Source organism: Novosphingobium huizhouense, from assembly GCF_020179475.1.
Classification (GTDB): Bacteria; Pseudomonadota; Alphaproteobacteria; order Sphingomonadales; family Sphingomonadaceae; genus Novosphingobium; species Novosphingobium huizhouense.
The window spans coordinates 1,388,904-1,408,310 of sequence record NZ_JAILXZ010000001.1; the positions used below are offsets into that span (position 1 = coordinate 1,388,904).

Annotated in this window: 16 protein-coding genes; 8 read left to right on the forward strand and 8 right to left on the reverse strand. The window is 69.1% G+C overall.

Going from position 1 to position 19,407, the window contains the following annotated elements:
- Positions 1–63: 63 nt before the first annotated feature.
- Entirely contained in the window at positions 64–1,110 is a 1,047-nt protein-coding gene (locus tag K3A85_RS06905) for a putative urea ABC transporter substrate-binding protein (RefSeq protein WP_404822913.1), read from the reverse strand.
- Between the two features lie 705 nt (positions 1,111–1,815).
- Here K3A85_RS06905 and K3A85_RS06910 point away from each other — a divergent pair.
- The 4 genes from K3A85_RS06910 to K3A85_RS06925 all read left to right on the forward strand — a co-directional run bounded on the left by K3A85_RS06910 (position 1,816) and on the right by K3A85_RS06925 (position 6,967).
- The gene (locus K3A85_RS06910; protein ID WP_225206026.1) at positions 1,816–4,194 is read left to right on the forward strand and encodes a TonB-dependent receptor; all 2,379 of its coding nucleotides are present in this window, start codon (positions 1,816–1,818) and stop codon (positions 4,192–4,194) included.
- A gap of 74 nt (positions 4,195–4,268) precedes the next feature.
- On the forward strand, positions 4,269–5,186 hold the full coding sequence (locus K3A85_RS06915) for an MBL fold metallo-hydrolase (RefSeq protein ID WP_225205738.1): 918 nt from the start codon (positions 4,269–4,271) through the stop codon (positions 5,184–5,186).
- Between the two features lie 114 nt (positions 5,187–5,300).
- Complete coding sequence (locus K3A85_RS06920; protein ID WP_225205739.1) at positions 5,301–6,296, forward strand: sterol desaturase family protein; 996 nt, start codon at positions 5,301–5,303, stop codon at positions 6,294–6,296.
- Between the two features lie 59 nt (positions 6,297–6,355).
- Positions 6,356–6,967, forward strand: coding sequence for a hypothetical protein (locus tag K3A85_RS06925; RefSeq protein ID WP_225205740.1), 612 nt, complete (start codon positions 6,356–6,358; stop codon positions 6,965–6,967).
- 240 nt (positions 6,968–7,207) lie between these two features.
- Here K3A85_RS06925 and K3A85_RS06930 read toward each other — a convergent pair whose 3' ends face one another.
- From K3A85_RS06930 to K3A85_RS06945, 4 genes are all read right to left on the reverse strand, one after another.
- Entirely contained in the window at positions 7,208–8,626 is a 1,419-nt protein-coding gene (locus tag K3A85_RS06930; RefSeq protein WP_225205741.1) for a PepSY-associated TM helix domain-containing protein, read from the reverse strand.
- 16 nt (positions 8,627–8,642) lie between these two features.
- Positions 8,643–10,643: a TonB-dependent receptor family protein gene (locus tag K3A85_RS06935; RefSeq protein WP_225205742.1), complete on the reverse strand. Its 2,001-nt coding sequence runs from the start codon at positions 10,641–10,643 to the stop codon at positions 8,643–8,645.
- 85 nt (positions 10,644–10,728) lie between these two features.
- Positions 10,729–11,127 (reverse strand): hypothetical protein, encoded by a 399-nt coding sequence (locus K3A85_RS06940; RefSeq protein ID WP_225205743.1) that lies wholly within the window; start codon positions 11,125–11,127, stop codon positions 10,729–10,731.
- Positions 11,128–11,183: 56 nt separating this feature from the next.
- A complete protein-coding gene (locus tag K3A85_RS06945) occupies positions 11,184–12,095 on the reverse strand; it encodes a LysR substrate-binding domain-containing protein (RefSeq protein WP_225205744.1) in 912 nt (303 codons plus the stop codon).
- 99 nt (positions 12,096–12,194) lie between these two features.
- On the opposite strand from K3A85_RS06945, the gene astD reads away from it, so the two are divergent.
- The 4 genes from astD (at position 12,195) to K3A85_RS06965 (ending at position 16,906) form a co-directional block, all read left to right on the forward strand.
- Positions 12,195–13,610, forward strand: a complete 1,416-nt coding sequence (gene astD, locus K3A85_RS06950) for a succinylglutamate-semialdehyde dehydrogenase (RefSeq protein WP_225205745.1) — start codon at positions 12,195–12,197, stop codon at positions 13,608–13,610.
- Positions 13,611–13,614: 4 nt separating this feature from the next.
- Complete coding sequence (locus tag K3A85_RS06955; protein ID WP_225205746.1) at positions 13,615–14,904, forward strand: N-succinylarginine dihydrolase; 1,290 nt, start codon at positions 13,615–13,617, stop codon at positions 14,902–14,904.
- 58 nt (positions 14,905–14,962) lie between these two features.
- Positions 14,963–16,441 (forward strand): glycerol kinase GlpK, encoded by a 1,479-nt coding sequence (gene glpK / locus K3A85_RS06960; protein ID WP_225205747.1) that lies wholly within the window; start codon positions 14,963–14,965, stop codon positions 16,439–16,441.
- Positions 16,442–16,531: 90 nt separating this feature from the next.
- Positions 16,532–16,906, forward strand: coding sequence for a VOC family protein (locus K3A85_RS06965; RefSeq protein ID WP_225205748.1), 375 nt, complete (start codon positions 16,532–16,534; stop codon positions 16,904–16,906).
- Positions 16,907–16,987: 81 nt separating this feature from the next.
- Here K3A85_RS06965 and nusB read toward each other — a convergent pair whose 3' ends face one another.
- The 3 genes from nusB to hisG are packed head-to-tail and all read right to left on the reverse strand — an operon-like array spanning position 16,988 to position 19,400.
- Positions 16,988–17,440: a transcription antitermination factor NusB gene (gene nusB / locus K3A85_RS06970; protein ID WP_169492328.1), complete on the reverse strand. Its 453-nt coding sequence runs from the start codon at positions 17,438–17,440 to the stop codon at positions 16,988–16,990.
- Complete coding sequence (hisD, locus tag K3A85_RS06975; RefSeq protein ID WP_225205749.1) at positions 17,437–18,726, reverse strand: histidinol dehydrogenase; 1,290 nt, start codon at positions 18,724–18,726, stop codon at positions 17,437–17,439. The genes nusB and hisD overlap by 4 nt, the downstream gene beginning before the upstream one ends.
- Positions 18,726–19,400: an ATP phosphoribosyltransferase gene (hisG, locus tag K3A85_RS06980; protein WP_225205750.1), complete on the reverse strand. Its 675-nt coding sequence runs from the start codon at positions 19,398–19,400 to the stop codon at positions 18,726–18,728. Before hisG ends, hisD begins: the two co-directional genes overlap by 1 nt.
- Positions 19,401–19,407 lie beyond the last annotated feature (7 nt).

Here is a 19,407-nt window from a genome sequence, read left to right on the forward strand (position 1 = left end):
GTGTCCTTGTTGCGTTCCGAAGGGCGGGACTTGGCCCGAAGGGCAGGGCCTGGGCCGGGCGGGTCAAAGCTTGCCGTCGGCGGCGAGCTTCATGAAGCTGTCGTCGAAGCGCAGCGTCACGTGCGCCGGGTCGCCCAGCGTCTTCGCGCCGGGGAAGGCCATGCCCACTGCGTCGGCCGAAGCGGCGCCCTTGAACAGCCCTTTGGAGAAGCTGAAGTCGCGCACCTTGGTCATGGTCGTGACCAGCGCGGGCGCATCGGCCGCGGCCACCGCCGCCTTGGGATCGGCGTAGAGGAAGGTCGTGGTCAGCTGCTTGTCAAACACCTCTGGGGTGGTGCCCGAAAGCTTGGCCATCGCCGCGCGGGCGGCCTTTCCTTCGGCGTCCTGCCGCTGCATCAGCGCCATCGTTTCGTACCAGATCCCGGCCAGCGCCTTGCCGAGGTTCGGATTGGCCTTGAGCGTGGCGGTATCGACCACCATCAGGTCGAGGATCTCGCCCGGGATCTGCGCCGAGCTGAACACTTGCGCCACACCGGACCCGCCCTTCATCACCGAAAGCTGCGGGTTCCACGCGACCGCGGCGGTCACGTCGGGGGCGTTGAACGCGCCGACGATGTCCGCATCCGAAGTGTTGACCGTCTTCACGTCGGTCGATTTCAGGCCGGCCGTCTCCAGCCCCCGCGTCAGGAGGTAGTGCGAGACCGACAGCTCGACCAGGTAGACCTGCCGCCCCTTGATCGCGGCGAGCGAATTGGCGCCTTTCAGCAGGATTCCGTCGTTGCCGTTAGAATAGTCGCCGACGATGATCGCGCTGGTGTCCTTGCCGCCGGCGGCGGGGATGGTCAGCGCGTCCATGTTGGTCACGGTCACGCCGTCGAACTTGCCGGCGGTGTACTGGTTGACCGACTCCACATAGTCGTTGACCTGCACCAGGTTGATCTTGATGCCGTACTTGTCGGCCCACTTCTTCACGATGCCGGCCTGCTGGGCATAGGGCCAGGGCATCCACCCGGCATAGATCGACCAGCCGATGTTGAACTCGGTCTTGGGCGCCGCGGCCGGCGGCGCGGACGGCGAGCAGGCGGCCAGCGCAAGCGATGCGGCGATCATGCCGGCGGTTACGAACTTGGCTCTTAGGCTGGTCCCCGTGATGATCATCGAGTCGATCCCCTTTCGCAGTGCAGCATCACCGCGCTTCGCCCGCTTGGCAACCGAAAAATATTACGAGTTTGAAAAAGGGTAATACCAACCGGTGTCTGCGGCCGATGCCCCGGTTCGGCTCCCCATGGCGCCCCATTTCGCGCGAATCGGCGGTCTGCGGCGATTCGTCGCGGGCGCTGGCCGGGCTGCCTACGGCCGTTGCGAGGGCGGTCGCGACGTACGACAAATGGCGTATGCGCTGACGCAAAACCGTCACTTTTCGCGGTCCGACCACCCTTGTTGGTTCATACTGAGCAGGTGCGGAATTATTACGCTTGACGCATTAGGTAATATCCATACCGTACCCCTTGTCGACCAAGGATCGACGACGAAGAAGGGTGGAAACGGCGCCGGCCTGCCGGCGTCAGCCAGGGGAGCCAGCGGTCGGCCCGGCCCCGCGTCATGCGGAGCGCGCGCCGAACCCGGCTGTTCCCGGCGCCATCGCCACGAATGCACCATGTCAACCGGGCCTCACGCAGCGGGTCACGGACCAAAAAGGCGCCGGCCATCGAGCCGGGCGTCGCGGGGAGAGTGATGTCACCACACCACGGGCACCAGAGCGAGGGGGTCGGAGTGACTAAGACATTGTTTCGCAACACGCTGCTCGGAGCGACCATGCTCATGGGCCTCGGCGCCACCGCCGCGTTCGCGCAGGAAGCGCCCCAGGCGCAATCCGGCGCTGGAGGCGCCGCCGCCGACGGCGCCAGCAACGAGATCGTGGTGACCGCCACCCGGCGCGCCACCTCGCTGCAGGACGTGCCGATCAACATCACCGCGGTCGGCGCCGAACAGCTCGAACGCCAGCGCATCAACGACGTGCGCGACATCGCCGATTTCACCCCCGGCCTGACCATCGCCGACACCGGCCCCGGCAATACCGGCACGATCGTGCTGCGCGGCCTCAACGCCTCGGATTCCTCGGCCAGCGGCGCGTCCTACGACAACGCGCTCGGCGTCTATCTCGGCGAAGTGCCGCTCTACTACGACTTCAAGCTGCTCGACATCGCCCGCGTCGAAACGCTGCTCGGGCCGCAGGGCACGCTCTACGGCCTCGGCACGCTGGCGGGCGCGATCCGCAACATTCCCAACCGGCCCGACACCGACAAGATCGAGGCCGAAGTCCACGGCCGCGTCTACGGCAAGGCCCACGGCAGCGCCACCGGCTACCAGGCCGACGGGGTGATCAACATCCCGATCATCAAGGACCACGTCGCGTTCCGCAGCGCCACCGGCTACTACTTCGACCCGGGCTTCATCGATTCCACGCTGCTGCTGCAGACCCCGGGGGTCTCGCTGCCCCAGCCCGACGGTCCCGATGTGGTGACCCCGGCCGGCTACGCCGCCAACCTCACCAGCCGCAAGGACGTGAACTTCGAGCGCACCTTCACCACCCGCAACCAGCTGCTGCTCAAGCTCAACGAGGATCTCCAGGTCAACTTCACCTACGCCTACCAGAAGACGAAGACCGACGGCGGCCAGTACAACAGCGACGGCGTGTTCGGCACCGGCAAGTACGAGAACGCCGCGCGCTACCTCGAGCCGGTCGACCGCCAGGCGCACCTCTATGCGATGGAGATCAACGCCAACCTCGGCAACATCGCGCAGCTCGTCGCCACCACCGCCTGGACCAATGTCCGCAACCGCCGCCGCAGCGACAACACCGACCTGCTGCTCGATCTCGACTACGGCTACGAAAGCTTCCCCGCCTTCTCGAGCTGGAACGAAAGCGACAACCGCCGTTCGCAGTTCAACCAGGAAGTGCGCCTCGTCTCGACCCACGGCGGGCCGTTCAGCTGGGTGCTCGGCGGGTTCTACAACAACCAGCGGCTGCACAACGACTACCGCGAGCACCTGCCCAACCACCCCTGGATCGACCTTTCGACCAACCCCGACGAAATCGAGTACGCCTCGTACACCAAGTCGCGCGTGACCGAGAAGGCGGCGTTCGGCGAAGGCACCTTCAAGGTCACGCCGCAGTGGCAGCTGACCGCGGGCGCGCGCTGGTTCGAATATACCTCGCAGATCGCCGGTCGCGCGGTGGTGCCGATCCTGGGCGACCCGATCAGCCCCTACGATCTTGCCCCCGCGGGCGGCAAGTCGGGCAAGAAGGGCTGGGTGTGGAAGTTCAACAGCTCGTACAACTTCACCCCCGACGTGATGCTCTACGCAACCTACAGCAAGGGCTACCGCATCGGCGGTCCGAACTCGGTGGCGGCGTGCATCCTGCCGCTCGATCCGAACGTGCAGAACGTCTGCGCGCTGCCCAACGAACAGCAATACGGGCCGGATTCGACCAAGAACGCCGAAATCGGCATCCGCACCCAGCTGTTCGACCGCAAGCTGACCTTCAACTTCAACGTCTATTCGATCAAGTGGGACGGCATCCAGGTGGATTCGGCCACGGTCAACGGCATCGTCGGGATCACCGTCAACGGCGGCAAGGCCAAGTCCGAGGGCTTCGAGACCTCGTTCCAGCTGCGCCCGACCGATCGCCTCTCGATCCAGGGCACCTATTCCTACACCAATGCCCGCCTGACGCAGGACGTCGATGCGATCATCGCGGTCAATTCGCCGGCCGGAACCTATCCCAGCAAGCCGATCCAGCTCGATGCGCTCAAGGGCGACCAGCTGCCGGGCTCGGCCAAGCACAGCGGCAGCCTCGGCGCGACCTACACCGTGCCGGTGGGCGAGGGCAAGGTGATCGCCGACTGGACCGCGACCTATCGCGGCGAAGTCGTCACCCGCCTCGGCTGGGAGCGCGCCTATGGCGACAAGCTGCCGGGTTACGTGCTGCACCGCGCGACCCTCGGCTACGAGACCGATCGCTACGCCGTCTCGCTCTGGGCCAACAACATCTTCGACAAGTACGCCGTCGCCTCGGTCTCGAACGACCGCTCGCGCGTCGGCCTGAACGATGGCGTGCGCCTGCGTTACTACAAGAAGGCGGTGATCGACCCGCGCACGGTCGGTCTCGAATTCCGCATCAAGTACTGAGTCTTCCCCTGAGGTGGCGCCGTCCTCACCGGCGGCGTCACCTCCCCTCCCGAGCCCCAGGGGGTCGCCCCGCCATGCGCAAGCTCACCAAGGCCGCGATCGCTGCGGCCGGTCTCGCCACTCTCGCGCCCGCCGCCGCCGCCCACGCTGCGCCCGCGCCGGCGCCCACGCTCTTTCCCGAACGCTGGATCGACGGCACCAACGGCGCCGAACCCGCGGTGCAGGTCCAGGCGCTCGACGCCGACACCTTCGTCCTGCGCCAGTCGGTCCACAGCAATTTTGAGGCGCCGTTCCTCTACCTGCTGTTCGGCCGCGACAAGGCGCTGCTCGTCGACAGCGGGGCCGAAGGCGCGCGCATTGTGCCCACCGTCGATGCGCTCATCGCCGCGTGGTCCGCGCGCCACGGCGGCAAGGTCCCCCCGCTTATCGTCGCGCACAGCCACAGCCACGGCGATCACGTCGCCACCGACGCCGCCTTCCGCGCGCGGCCCGGCACCACCGTCGTCGGATTGAAGCCCGCCGACGTCGCCGCGTTCTTCGGCGTGCGCGACTGGCCGCGCGACATCGCGAGCTTCGACCTCGGCGGCCGCAGGCTGTCGATCATTCCCACGCCCGGCCACCAGGCCGCGGCGATCATGGTCTATGATCCGCGCCTGAAGATCCTGCTCTCGGGCGATACGCTCTACCCCGGGCGGCTCTACGTGCCGGTCAACTTCCTCGCCGACGACCGCGCCAGCCTCGACCGGCTTGCCGCCTTTGCGCGCAGCCACCCGATCCGCGCCGCGCTCGGCGCGCACATCGAGATGACCACGAGCCCGGGCAAGGACTACGGCCACGAAGCGCCGGCCCACCCGGACGAGCATCGCCTCGAACTGCCGCCGACGCAGATCGCCGAGCTGCGCGCGGGCCTGCGGGCCCTGCTCGATGCGCCCGATATCCGCCAGGTCCACGATCATTTCATCATCGTCACCGTGCCGCCCCGCGCGGAGTGAAGGGGGCATAGATCGCCTCTATGTGTTCCATCAAACTTTGCCCTCTGGCGAGATGAGGGTGGTTGCAGGACGCTGAAACGACGACGGAATTCGCTCTATCGAGGGACGCAGGCAATGGACGGAGTTCGCGTAGGCAAGCGGGTGTTCGGCACCCAGTCGCCCGTCACCATCGGCTGGGACAACATCCCCCGGGTCGAAGGCGGGCCATGGAAGCGCCTGTTCTTCACCTGGTTCCAGCCGGCGGTGCTGTTCGGCCTGCTCGCCTTCTGGTTCTATGCGCCCAATTCGATCGCCAAGGCTTCGACCGCGATCTGGATCGGCATCGGCTTCCGCGTCTTTCTGCTCGCGCTCGAAAAGATCGCGCCGCGGCACGAAAGCTGGGACCTTACCTGGAAGGAACTCGCCACCGACCTGTTCTACGTGGGCCTCGGCTATACCGCGCTCGGGATCGTCGATCACTTCATCAGCAGCGATGCGCTGATCGAACTCGTCCGCAACAGCTACGACTGGGACAAGCTCGCCTGGTTCACCCACTGGCCGTTGCTGCTCCAGGCCTTCACGATCGTGTTCATCTTCGATTTCGGCCAGTACTGGATGCATCGCGGCATGCACAACTGGTATCCGCTGTGGCTGCCGCACTCGGTCCACCACTACATCACCCAGCTCAACATCAACAAGGGCGCGGTCGGCAACCCGCTCGAACTGTTCCTGATCGGGCTCGGCATCGGCGGCATGTTCGATTTCCTGCCGCGCGCGGCGATGATGGCCGGCGCCATCGGCATGGCGATCGGCACCTACCAGCACATCAACGTGCGCTTCAACACGCCGCGCTGGTGGCGCTTCCTGTTCAACACCACCGAGCACCACAGTCTGCACCATTCGCGCGACTTTGAATCGACCCGCAGCAACTACGCCAACTCGTTCATCTTCATCGACCGCATGTTCGGCACCTGCGTCGATGGCGAGGCCGAACTGCTCGGCATGGAAGGCGGCCGCCGCATGTCGATCCGCGAGCAGATGACCTATCCCTTCACCGAAGGCTGGAAGACCATCAAGGAGCGGATGGGCCGGGCCGCGCCTGCCGAGGCCCAGGCGGTGCCTGCCGAATGAACGCCGCCCCCACGACCATCGCAGCGCCTCTCGCCACCGTACCCGTTACAGGAACACCGATGAATCTGCTTGGCCTGGTCCGGTCGATCTGGACCGTGCAGGGCCGCCTGCCGCTCGATCCGGCGCTCACCCGCGACGAAGCGCTCGCCCGGCTCGAACCGCTGCTCGACCACTACGGCACGCGCACCGTGCGCAGCGGCGATGCGCTGGCCTACACCAAGACCGATCCCGCGGCGCAGGACCCGCTCGCGACCTTCGACCGGGGCAGCCTCGCGATCGAGGACAGCGGCGCCGGCCTCGTCCTTGCCTGGCGGCTCGTCAGCAAGGCGCTGCTCGCCTGCTTCCTCGCGCCGCTGCTGTTCCTCGCCTTTGCCCAGACCGCGGTGTTCATCGCCGACCGCGAGGCCGCCTCGGCCAAGGCGCACCCGCAGCCCGAGAAGAAGAAGCCCGAGCCGGTGCTCTACCAGAACCCGATCGACAAGGCGCTCGGCGCGCCCGCGCCGGAAAAGCCCAAGGACGACAAGAAGAAGCAGGGCGGCCGCTTCAAGGACCTGTCGCCGACGCCGGGCTATGTCTTTGCCGGGATCTTCGCCGCGCTCTATGTGCTGGGGCGCTGGCTCGAGCCGCGGCTCGCCCGCCGCCGCTTCCGCCGCGCGCTCGAAGGAAGCTGACGCGTATGTCAGGAATGGCCTTGCATATGCAAGGCGCTGGCCGGCTCTGTCCTACAGTCCGCGCTTGCGCTAGACTGCACCCGCATGATCGAACAAGGCACTGAAATCGCTGGAAAGCCATGCCTTTGCGGGCGCGATGCGACGTGCCGGGGATTCGGGCCTCGCGGGGGCCGTCAATTCGCCTCCAGGACTGTGTAAACCCCGTAAACCCCCTGCCTGTCCGGCCTGCGCCCGACCGGCTCAGGCAGCGAGCCCGAGCCAGCGCGCCAGCGGGTCGATCCGGCGCAGCACCAGCCGCTCGAGCAGCGCCAGCCCGGCCAGCGAGATCGCCAGCATCGGCAGCAGCAGCGCCAGCGCGCACAGGATCGCCATCGCCCCGCCGATCCGCGCCGGCGCCGCGGGCAGCGGCGGCGCGCCGAGCAGGTCCTTCGGCTTGCGCCGCCGCCACATCGCGAACCCGCTCGCCGCCAGCGTCACCAGCATCACCGCCGTCGCCAGCCCGACCAGCTGGTTGGCAAGGCCGAACAGCGCGCCTTCGTGCCAGGCGACGCCGTAGCCGACCACGCGGTCGATCGGGTGCTTGTCGGCGAAGGTCTCGCGCGCGGTCTCGCGCCCGGTGCGCGGATCGAGCCGGATGGTCACGCCGAGCGGGCGATCCTGCGTGTCCGAGCGGATCGTCCAGTCCTCGCGCGGCGGCGCCCCGAACGCCTGCGGCGCGCCGGGCGGCACGACCACGACGGGGAAGGCGAGGTGCTCGGCCTTGGCCAGCGCCACCACTTCGCTCAGCGTCGGACCCTGCGGCCCGCCGTGATCGCCGTGAGACATGGGCTGGAGCCTCGCCCCGGCCCCTGCGGGCCCTGCAGACCCTGCGAGCATCGCGGCGTGGTCGTGGCCGGCATGGTCCTCGCCGGCGACCGGCGGCGGCGCCTTGCCGCCCACGGTCCAGGCCTGCCGTCCCTTGACCCAGCCCATCTCGGTCCGCACCGCGCGGAACGCCGAGCCCCAGACGTCGGCCCACGGCAGCCCGGTGACCAGCAGCACCAGCGCGAGCCCCGCCACCCAGAAGCCCGTCACCGCGTGCAGGTCGCGCAGGGCGGTGCGCCCGCCCTTGCCGAGGCGCGGCCAGACCACGCCGGCGAGGCCACGCCCGCGCGGCCACCACAAGTACAGGCCGCTCGCGATCAGCACGATCGCCCAGCTCGCCGCCAGCTCGACCAGCCAGCTTCCCTGCCGGCCGAGCAGCAGCTGGCCGTGGATGCGGTGCGCGATCTCGGCGATGCGCGTCTCGCTGGAAAGCGCGCCCAGCACCCGGCCCTGCGGCGAAACGAACACGTCGCGCATCCCGCCTTGCGCCGGCAGCGCGAGGTGCACCAGCGCGGCATCCCCCTCGCGCGCCGGCAGGCGGTAGAACAGGACGCTCGCGCCGGGAAAGGCCGCGCGCGCGGCATCGACCTGCGCTTCGGGCGCAACGCTGCCGCGGTCGGGCATGCCGGTGAAGGCGCGCTCCTCCCACGCGTCGATCTGCGGCTTGAACAGGTAGACCGCCCCGGTGCAGGCGAGCACCACGATCAGCGGGATCACGAACAGCCCGGCATAGAAATGCCAGCGCCAGATCGTGCGGACGAGCGCGGCGCGGCGCTGCGCGGGGATGGTCGTCATGCCTTGGCCCCTCCGCTCAGAACCGCGCGCGCAGGCCGGCGTAGATCGCCCGCCGCTCGACCGGGTAATAGATCACCGAGCCCGCGCTCGCGCCGATGACCGCCGCCACGTCGCCGATCGCCTTCTTGCCCGTCAGGTTGCGCACGTCGGCGAACAGGTCGAGCCCGTCGCGCAAGGTCGCGCCCGCGGTCAGCCCCAGCAAGGCGTAGCCCGGCGTGCGCGTGGTGTTGCGATAGTCGGCATAGGCGCCTTGCGGCACCCATTCGAGATTGGGCGCGATGTGCAGCGCCTCGGACCCGAAGCGCACTTCGCTGCGCAGGACATTGCGAGGAACGACAGGCAGCCGGTTGTCGCCGTATTGCGCATCGCCGCGGAAGCGGAAGTTCGACCACTGCCACACCTGCCGCAGCCGCAGCCAGTCCGCCGGCTCCCACGAAAGTCCGGCCTCGATCCCTTCGTGCAGCGTGCGGTCGGCGTTGAACGTGCTCGCCGGGATGTCGACGCTCACCGTGTACTGGAGCATCTCGCCCTTCAGCGTGGCGCGATAGTAGGTCACGTCCCAGGCGAACGGCCCGCGCTTGCCGCGCGTGCCCACTTCGGCGGTCCAGGCCTTCTGCGGCTGGACGGGCACGAAGGTCACCGTCTGCGCCAGCTCGACGAACGTCGGGAATTCGACCGAGCGGTTGGTGTTGGCGTAGACGTCGATCCCCTCGGCCGGCTGCCACAGCACGCCGATCTTGGGGCTGAACGCCTGGAACGAGGCACGCGCGTTGACCGTGCTGGGCATCGTGCGGTCCTGTTCGCGCCAGCCGTCGGCCCAGATCCCGCCGGCGATCAGCGACAGCCCGGCCACCGGCGTCACCCGCAGCTCCCCGTAAAGGTTGGCGGTGCGCGCGCGCTGCGTTGCTTCGAAGATCTGCGCCCCGCGATGCCCGTTCAGGTTGACGAACTGCTTGGCATCGGTCGTGCCCCAACGGATTTCGCCGCCGAGCGTGGCGGAGACGATCCCGCTGCTCCATTCGGCCCGCGCGAAGGTGCCCTTGTCCTCGCTTTTCTGGTCGATCACCACGTAGATCGGGTGGAACAGCTGCTTGTTGTTGGTGAAGCCGCCAAAGGTCAGCGTGCCGGCGCCAAGGTCGATGGTGGTGCGGTTCTGCAGGCGCAGGCTGGTGATGTCGCGCTGCTGGTCGCCCGCCGTATTGCCCTTGGCCGGATCGGTCAGCGCATCGCTTTCATTCAGGGCGCCGGGCAGCTCCTGGTGGATGTCGTTGACGCTGGCATAGAAGCGCGTCGTGATGGTGTCCGAAAGCTTCACCCCGACATTGCCGTTGAAGCGCACCGAATGGCGTCTGGCATGCGTGCGGTCGCCATCGTGACTGTCGACCGAAAGGCCGGCCCAGGCATTGGCGCGGTCATCGCCGAAGCCGCCCGAAAGGAGGCCGCGGATCATGTTGTACGAGCCGCCGTCGAGCCGGGCATAGATCCCGCGCGCGCTGTCGCCGCTCGGCGTCACGCCGTTGATCGCGCCGCCCAGCGTGCCCGAGCCGAAGCGCAGCGCATTGCCGCCGCGATAGACCTCGAGATGGTCGAGGAAGATCGGCTCGAGTTCCTGGAAATCGCCGTTGTCGTCGGACAGGTTGATCGGCACGCCGTCCTGCAGCAGCGTCAGCCCGCGCATGTGGAAGCTGCGCGAAAGGCCCGAGCCGCGGATCGAGATGCGCACTTCCTGCCCGAAGCGCGGCTGGGTGTAGACCCCGGGCGAAAAGGCCAGCGTGTCGCGCAGCGACACCACCGTGCGATCGGCGTAGTCGTGATAGGGGACGACATCGACGCCGCCGGGGGTCCTGGCGATCTGCTCTTCGGCGATGGTCGCCTGGCCCTGGCCGATGACGATGATCGCAGGGGCCGCACCGCCCTCGTCGGGCGCTTGCTGGGCGTGGGCGAGCGGGGCGGCGATCGGGGCAGCGGCAAGCGGCAGCAGGCTCGCGAGCGCGAGCGCGGTACGGGAAACGGTCATGAAAACAAGCCAGTCCTGAAAGACGGAGTGTCGCGCGCGCCGGCGGGGCGCGCGCAGGTCGCATCGGTTCAGCCGCGTCGGCGGCTCAGGACAGGGCCGGGGGGCCGCAGGGCGGGGGCAGGAGCCGGGGCGCGCGCCGCAGCGCCGGAAGGGCGAGGGCGCCGAAGCCGAGTACGATCAGGAAGGCGAGCGCGGCTGCCAGCAGCACCGGATCCGCGCCCGACAGCGCCGCCATCCCCAGCCCGGCAAAGGCGCAGCTTTCGTTCGCCTTGGCGCCTTCAGGCACGCCCTGCTTGGTGACCTTGATCGTCACCGGCGCCGCGATGCCGGTCGCGTCGGCGCAGACCAGCACGGTAAAGCTCGAGCTGACGGTGCGGCCCGGCATGTATCCCGCCGGCACGAGCGCGCGCAGCGCCAACGCCAGCGCGACCAGCGCCATGGCGAGCCCGCGATTGCGCATCAGGATCGAACGCAGCGCCTGCATGACGGGCGCGGTTACGCGTCGCGCGTCCGCTTGTCATCCCCCCGATCGTGAATAGCCTACTTACGTGCCTCGGCGAGGAGCCAGGTCCTGAAGCGGGCGAAATCGCCGTCGCGCGTCCTTCGCGGGGGGTGGACCAGGTAATAGGCGCGGGTGCCTTCGAGCGGGCGTTCGACCGGCACTTCGAGCAGGCCGGCGGCAAGCTCGGTCTCGACCAGGAAGCGCGGCAGCAGCGCGGCGCCCGCGCCTGCCACGGCGGCCTGCGCCAGCATCAGGAACTGCGAGAAGCGCTGGCGCGGCGGGCCTGCGGCAAGCTCGAGCCCGTCGGCCGCGAACCAGCGGCTCCACGCCTCGGGCTGCGCCGCGAGCGCGAGGAGGGGCGCTTCGAGCAGGTCGCGCGCCGAGACGATCCCCAGCCGGGCGCGCAGCGCGGGCGCGATCACCGGCACCATCACTTCGCCGAACAGCCGCTCGTGGACCAGCGGCTCGCCGCTCGCGCCCGCAGGCCAGTCGGGCGGGCCGACGTGGATCGCGGCGTCGAAGTCCTCGGCGGCGAAGTCGAACAGGTCGGTCCGCGCGATCATGCTCACCATCAGGTCGGGGTGGATCGCCGAAAGCGCGGGCAGGCGCGGGGCGAGCCAGCGCATCCCGAAGCCCGGCAGCGTCGCCAGCGTCACGCCGTGGTCGTGCGGCGCGATCAGGCGGCGCGTGGCGGTGCGGACCAGGCCGAGCGCGGCGGAGACTTCGCCGAGGTAGGCCTCGCCCGTGCGGTTGAGCGCGACCCGGCGACCGTGGCGCTCGAACAGCGCCTGCCCCAGCCAGTCCTCGAGATGGGCTATCTGCCGGCTCACCCCGCTCTGGGTCAGGCCGAGGCGGGCGGCAGCGCGGCTGAAGCTGCCCTCGCGCGCGGCGGCTTCGAAGCAGCGCAGCATCGACAGCGGCGGGAGCAGCCGGGGATCGTCGTCCTTCATGACCATAGGTCATCAATACGGCGCGATTATCGGCTTATCCAGAGCGCATCCGCGCGTATAGGATGGCCCGAAATTTCCTTGTCAGCAGGCGCTCGTTCGATGACCACGCTCACTTCCACCTGTCCCGCCACCGGCGCCGTTCTCTGGGCCGGCGAGGCCGCCGATGCCGGCGCGGTCGCCGCTGCCGTCGCCCGCGCCCGCGTCGCCTTGCCCGGCTGGTCGCGCATGCCGCTCGAGGAGCGCATCGCGCTCGCTCGCGCCTATGCCGCGCGGCTCAAGGACCAGGCCGAGCCGCTCGCCCGCACGATCGCGCAGGAAACCGGCAAGCCGCTGTGGGAGACGCGCCAGGAGGTCGGCTCGATGGTCGGCAAGGTGGAACTCTCGATCCGCGCCCAGGCCGAGCGCGCCGGCACCCGCACCGATCCCGCGCCCTTCGGCAGCGCCACGCTGCGCCACAAGCCGCACGGGGTGATGGCGGTGCTCGGGCCCTACAACTTCCCCGGCCACCTGCCCAACGGCCACATCGTCCCCGCGCTGCTCGCCGGCAACACCGTGGTGTTCAAGCCGAGCGAGGAAACCCCGCTGGTGGGCGAGGCGATGGTCGCGCTGTGGCGCGAGGCGGGCCTGCCGGCGGACGTGCTGCAGGTGGTGCAGGGCGCGCGCGAAACCGGCGCGGCGCTGGTCGATGCCGATATCGATGGCCTGCTGTTCACCGGCAGCGCCACCACCGGCGCGTTCCTGCGCCGTGCGCTGGTCGATCGGCCGCACGTGATCCTCGCGCTGGAGCTGGGCGGCAACAACCCGCTGATCGCCTGGGACGGCGCGCCCGAGACCGTCGCCTCGATCGTCGCGGCCTCGGCCTTCGCCACCACCGGCCAGCGCTGTTCCTGCGCGCGCCGCCTGATCGTGCCGACAGGCGCTGCGGGCGACGCCATTGTTCAGGCGGTGGCCGCGCTTTCCGACCGCATGACCATCGGCGCGTGGGACGAAGACCCGCAGCCGACGCTCGGCTCGCTGATCTCGGCCCGCGCCGCCGAAACCGCGCACCGCGCTTATGGTGCGCTGGTGGCTGGCGGGGCCAAGGTGATCCGCCCGCTCGCCGCCGTTCCCGGCCGCTCCGCCGCCTTCGTAACCCCGGCGATGATCGACGTGACCGGGCTCGATGTTCCCGATGCCGAGATCTTCGCTCCCGTGCTGCAGGTTCGCCGCGCCGCCGATTGGGACGAGGCGATCGCACTCGCCAATGCGACCGGGTTCGGCCTGTCGGGCGGGCTCGTTTCGGAAGATGGCGCGAAGTGGGAGGACTTCCTCGCCCGCAGCCGCGCCGGCGTCGTCAACTGGAACCGCCCGACCACGGGCGCAAGCGGGGCGATGCCGTTCGGCGGCCTCGGCGCATCGGGCAACCACCGCCCGAGCGCCTATTACGCGGCGGACTACAGCGCCTATCCGGTCGCCTCGTTCGAAAGCCCGGCGTTGGCCGATCTCACCGCCGACCTCGTCGGGCTGAGGGGCTGATCCTATGCGCGAGGTCAACTTCGACGGGCTGATCGGCCCCAGCCACAACTACGCCGGCCTCTCGCTCGGCAACCTCGCCTCGGCGCGCAACGCGGGCGGGGTGTCCTCGCCCCGCGCCGCCGCGCTGCAGGGCCTCGCCAAGATGCGCCGGGTGATGGACATGGGGCTCAGCCAAGGCTTCCTGCTGCCCCACGCGCGCCCCGATGCCGACTGGCTGCGCACGCTCGGCTTTGCCGGAAGCGACGACGAGGTCTGCGAAGCGGCGTGGAAGGCCGAGCCCGCGCTGCTGCGCAACGCCATGTCGGCGAGCGCGATGTGGACCGCCAATGCCGGCACGGTCAGCCCCGCGCCCGATTGCGCCGACGGGCGCTGCCACATCTCGGTCGCCAACCTCTCGACCATGCTTCACCGCTCGATCGAGGCGCCGCAGACGCTGCGGCAACTGAAGCTCGCCTTCGCTGACTCGCGCCACTTCGCGGTGCACGATGCTCTGCCGGGTGGACTCGGCGACGAAGGTGCGGCGAACTTCATGCGCCTTGCCACCGCTCACGGCGCACCCGGCCTCGAAGTGCTGGTCTATGGAGAGCAGGGCCGCGCCGAATTCCCCGCGCGCCAGCACAAGGCGGCAAGCGCAGCGGTGGCACGCCGCCACGGGCTGTCGGAAGCGGGCACGCTGCTCGTCTGCCAGAGCGACGCCGCGATTGCGGCGGGCGCGTTCCACAACGACGTCGTCGCGGTTGCCAACGAGACCGTGCTGTTCACCCACGAACTCGCCTTCGAAGACCGCGATGGCACTTATGCCGCGATCCGCGAACGGCTGCCCTCGGTGCAGATCGTCGAAGCGCCCGCCGCGCGGATCAGCCTCGACGCCGCGATCCGCTCGTACCTGTTCAACTCGCAGCTGATCTCCCTGCCCGAAGGCGGCATGGCGCTGGTCCTGCCCGGCGAAGTGCGCGAAGTGCCCGAAGTGTGGGACTGGCTGCAGGAAATCGTCGCCGGCAATGGTCCGATCCGGCGGCTGGAAGTTGTCGAAGTGCGCGAATCGATGCGCAACGGCGGTGGCCCTGCCTGCCTGCGACTGCGCGTGGCGGTGAGCGACGAGGCTCTTGCTGCGATCGATCCGCGCTTCCTGCTCGATCCCGCCAAGGCCGACCGCATGGCCCAGGTGATCGAGGCGCACTGGCCCGAACGGATTGCTCCGGAAGACCTCGGCGATCCGGCGCTCTGGCGGCAATGCCGCACCGCGCGCACCGCGCTGCTCGATACGCTGGGCTTCGCTTCGGGAGAACTGTGATCTTGCGCCTTGCGCGCCGCCGGTGTCATCTGCGCCGATAACAAGGCGGAGAGGACACTTGCGGCACGTTCTGGCGATCGATCAGGGGACGACCTCCACTCGCGCCATCCTGTTCGACGAGGACGCCCGTTCGGTTCGCGTGGCGCAGCGCGAATTCGCCCAGCATTATCCGCAAGCCGGCTGGGTGGAGCACGACGCCGAGGACATCTGGCGCGATTGCCTTGCCGTCGCGCGCGAGGCGCTTGACGGCGTGCCGCCGTCGCAAGTCGCGGCCATCGGCATCGCCAACCAGCGCGAAACGGTGGTGGTCTGGGACCGGGCGAGCGGCGCGCCGATCCATCGCGCGATCGTCTGGCAGGACCGCCGCACCGCCGAAACCTGCGCCGCGCTGAAGGCCGACGGGGCCGAGGGAATCGTGACCGAGCGCACCGGGCTGCTGCTCGATCCCTACTTCAGCGCGACCAAGGCGGCGTGGATGCTCGATTCCGTGCCGGGCGCGCGCGATCGGGCCGAGCGCGGCGAGCTGGCCTTCGGCACGATCGACAGCTTCCTGCTGTGGCGGCTGACCGGCGGCAAGGTGCACGCCACCGACGTGACCAATGCCGGGCGCACGCTGCTCTACGACATCCGCCGCCAGTGCTGGGACGAGGAGCTGTGTCGCCTTCTGCGCGTGCCACCCGCCATCCTGCCGCAGGTGCGCGACAATTCCGGCCTGTTCGGCACGACCGACCCCGCGCTGCTCGGCGCCAGCCTGCCCATCGCCGGGATGGCGGGGGATCAGCAGGCGGCGCTGTTCGGGCAGGCCTGCTTCGCGCCCGGCATGGCCAAGAGCACCTATGGCACCGGCTGCTTCATGCTGATGAACACCGGCGGCGAAGCGCCGCGCTCGGCCAATCGGTTGCTGACGACGCCCGCCTACCGCCTCGACGGGCATATGACCTATGCGCTCGAAGGGTCGATTTTCGTGGCGGGGGCCGCGGTCAAGTGGCTGCGCGATGGCTTGGGCGTGATCGCCCATGCCAGCGAGACGCATGGCCTCGCGACGCAAGTCGACGACAGCCACGGCGTGGTCATGGTCCCGGCCTTTGCCGGGCTGGGCGCGCCATACTGGGACCCGGACGCCAAGGGCGCGATATACGGCCTCACGCTCGGCGCAACGGCCGCGCATCTCGCGCGCGCGGCGCTCGAATCTGTCGCATTCCAGACGATGGACCTGGTCGAGGCGATGGTGCGCGACAGCGGCGCGCTGGCCGCGGCGCTGCGCATCGACGGCGGCATGGCGGCCAACGACTGGCTGTGCCAGTTCCTTGCCGACATGCTCGGCGTCGCGGTCGAAAAGCCGACCAATCTCGAAACCACGGCGCTGGGTGCGGCCTTCCACGCGGGCCTTGCCACAGGCGTGTGGTCGGGGCTCGACGATCTGTCGCGCACCTGGGAAAGCGCCGCGCGCTTCACGCCGGCGATGCCGTCGGAACGTCGCGCCGGGCTGGCCGCCTTGTGGCGCGACGCGGTGCGCCGCACGCTTTCACAGGGCTGATACGTTGCATTGCGCAACCGAGGCTTGACCGCTTGCCGGGCGGGCGGCACACCTCTGGCTACCTTGCTCAACAGGGAGAGGATTCCTCAGATGTTCAGTCACGTGATGGTCGGCAGCAACGACATTGCCGCCTCGAAGAAGTTCTATGACGCGACCTTCGCCGCGTTCGGCGGCAAGCCCGCGATCACGGACGAAAAGGGCCGCCTGATCTATCAGCACAACGGCGGAATGTTCATCGTCACCCCGCCCATCAACGGCCAGCCGGCGACGGGCGCCAACGGCGGCACGATCGGTTTCGCGATGACCCCGGAACAGGCCGATGCCTGGCACGCCGCGGGCGTCGCCAATGGCGGCACGGCTTGCGAAGATCCGCCGGGACCGCGCGCCGGCAGCCCGTTCTACCTCGCCTACCTGCGCGATCCGGACGGCAACAAGCTCTGCGCGCTGCACGTGATCGGTTCGTAAGAAACCATCACTAGCGCAGACGAAAAGGGGCGCGACCGGACTTCCGGCGCGCCCTTTTTTCTGTCCTCAAAGGTGGGGCGATCAGCGGACCGACTTGGCCACCGCGTCGAGCACGCCATTGGCGAACTTCGCCTCGCGCGCATCAAAGAAGGCGTGGGCGACGTCGAGGTATTCGTTGATCACGGTGCCCACGGTCACGTCCTTGCGCGCCATCAGCTCCCAGGCCCCTGCGCGCAGGATCTGGAGCATCGTGCGGTCGAGCCGCGCGACCGACCAGCCCGAGGCGAGCTTGGCGCCGAGCAGGGCGTCGATCTCGTCGCGGCGGGCGGCAACGCCCTTTACCACGTCGTCGAAGAAGGCGACGTCGGCGGCGGCATATTCTACGTCCTCGATCTCGGCGCCGAGGCGGTGCATGTGGAACTCGTCGAGCAGCAGATGCAGCTCAGGGCTTTCCATCTCGAGCTGGTAGAGCGCCTGCACGGCGGCGAGGCGGGCGGCGCTGCGCGCGCGCGTCTGGTCCTTTCCGCTGCTCACTGGCCGAGCCTCAGCGCGATTGAGCGGGCGTGCGCGGCAAGGCCCTCGGCCTCGGCGAGTTCGACCGCGGCGGGGCCGACGGCGGAGATGGAAGCATCGCTGACGGCGATGAAGCTGGTGCGTTTCATGAAATCCAGAACCGAAAGGCCCGAAGAGAACCGCGCGCGGCGGCCGGTGGGCAGGACATGGTTGGGGCCGGCGACGTAATCGCCGATGGCTTCGGGCGTCATCCGCCCAAGGAAAACGGAGCCCGCATGGCGGATCTTGTCGAACAGGCGCTCAGGCGAGTCGGTGGCGATCTCGACATGCTCGGCGGCGAGCGCATTGGCGAGGGCCGGGGCCTCGTCGAGGCTGTCCACCACGATCACCGTGCCGTGCGCGTCCCAGCTCGCCTTGGCGACCCTCGCCGTAGGCAGCAGCGCGATTTCGACACCGACCATGTCGGCCACCTGGTCGGCGAAGCCCTCGTCGTCGGTGATCAGGATCGCCTGCGCCGAAGGATCGTGCTCGGCCTGGCTCAAAAGGTCGGCGGCGATCCACTGCGGATCGTTCTGCGCGTCGGCGATGACGAGGATTTCGGACGGGCCCGCCACCATGTCGATGCCGACCACGCCGAACAGCTGGCGCTTGGCTTCGGCCACCCAGGCATTGCCGGGGCCGGTAATCACGTCGACCGGCTTGATGCGCCCGGTGCCATAGGCGAGCGCGGCCACCGCCTGCGCCCCGCCGACGCGCCACACTTCGTCCACCCCGGCAAGATGCGCGGCGGCGAGCACCAGCGGGTTGACCAGCCCCTTGGGCGTCGGGGTCACCACCACCAGCCGTTCGACGCCCGCGACCTTGGCCGGGATCGCGTTCATCAGCAGCGACGAGGGATAGGCGGCGCGCCCGCCCGGCACGTAGAGCCCCGCGCCATCGACCGGCGTCCAGCGCGCGCCGAGGCGCAGGCCGGCGGCATCGGTATAGTCGCGGTCCTGCGGCAGCTGCGCTTCGTGATAGGCGCGGATGCGCTGCGCGGCGAGTTCCAGCGCGGCGCGCAGGTCGGGCTTCAGGCCGTCGAAGGCCTCGCGGCAGGCCTCGGCCGGAATGCGCCAGCCGTCGTCGGCGGGCAGGTGCTGGTCGAAGCGCTCGGTATATTCGGCCAGCGCCTCGTCCCCGCGCAGGCGGACGTCGTCGATGATCGTCTGCACGTCGCGCGCGACGTTCTCGTCGCTCTCGCGGCGATCCTTGACGAGGCGGGCGAAGGCTTGCGCGAACCCGGCGTCGCTGGTCCTGAGCTTGAGCATCACGCGGCCGCCTTGCGCCTGGCGACCATCTCGCGGAACGCATCGACCAGCGCGCCGATGCGCGCGCTGTCGGTCTTGAGCGCCGCGCGGTTGACGATCAGCCGCGCCGAGACCGGCAGGATGCGGCTCGTTTCGACAAGGCCATTGTCCTTCAGCGTCTTGCCGGTCGAGACAAGGTCGACGATCCGGCTGGCAAGCCCGAGCGAAGGCGCAAGCTCCATCGCGCCGTTGAGCTTCACCACCTCTGCCGCAACGCCCAGCTTCTCGAAGTGGCGGCGGGTGAGGTTGGGATACTTGGTGGCGACGCGGGCATGGCTTTCACGCGCATTGGCGCCGCTTTCGACCGCGCTGACCGGCTCTGCCACCGACAGGCGGCAATGCCCGATGTCGAGATCGACCGGCGCGTAGAGGTCGGCATAGTCGAACTCGTCGATCACGTCGGAGCCGACGATGCCGATCTGCGCCGCGCCGTGGGCGACGAAGGTGGCCACGTCGAAGGCGCGCACGCGGATGATCTTCACGTCCGGCCGGTTGGTGGCGAACGAAAGCGCGCGAGAGGCCTTGTTGAAGAAGTCGGCATCGGGCACCACGCCTGCCTGTTCGAGCAGAGGCAGCGCCTCGTCGAGGATGCGGCCCTTGGGCAGGGCGAATACGAGCTGGGCGGCGGCGGTCATGACGATG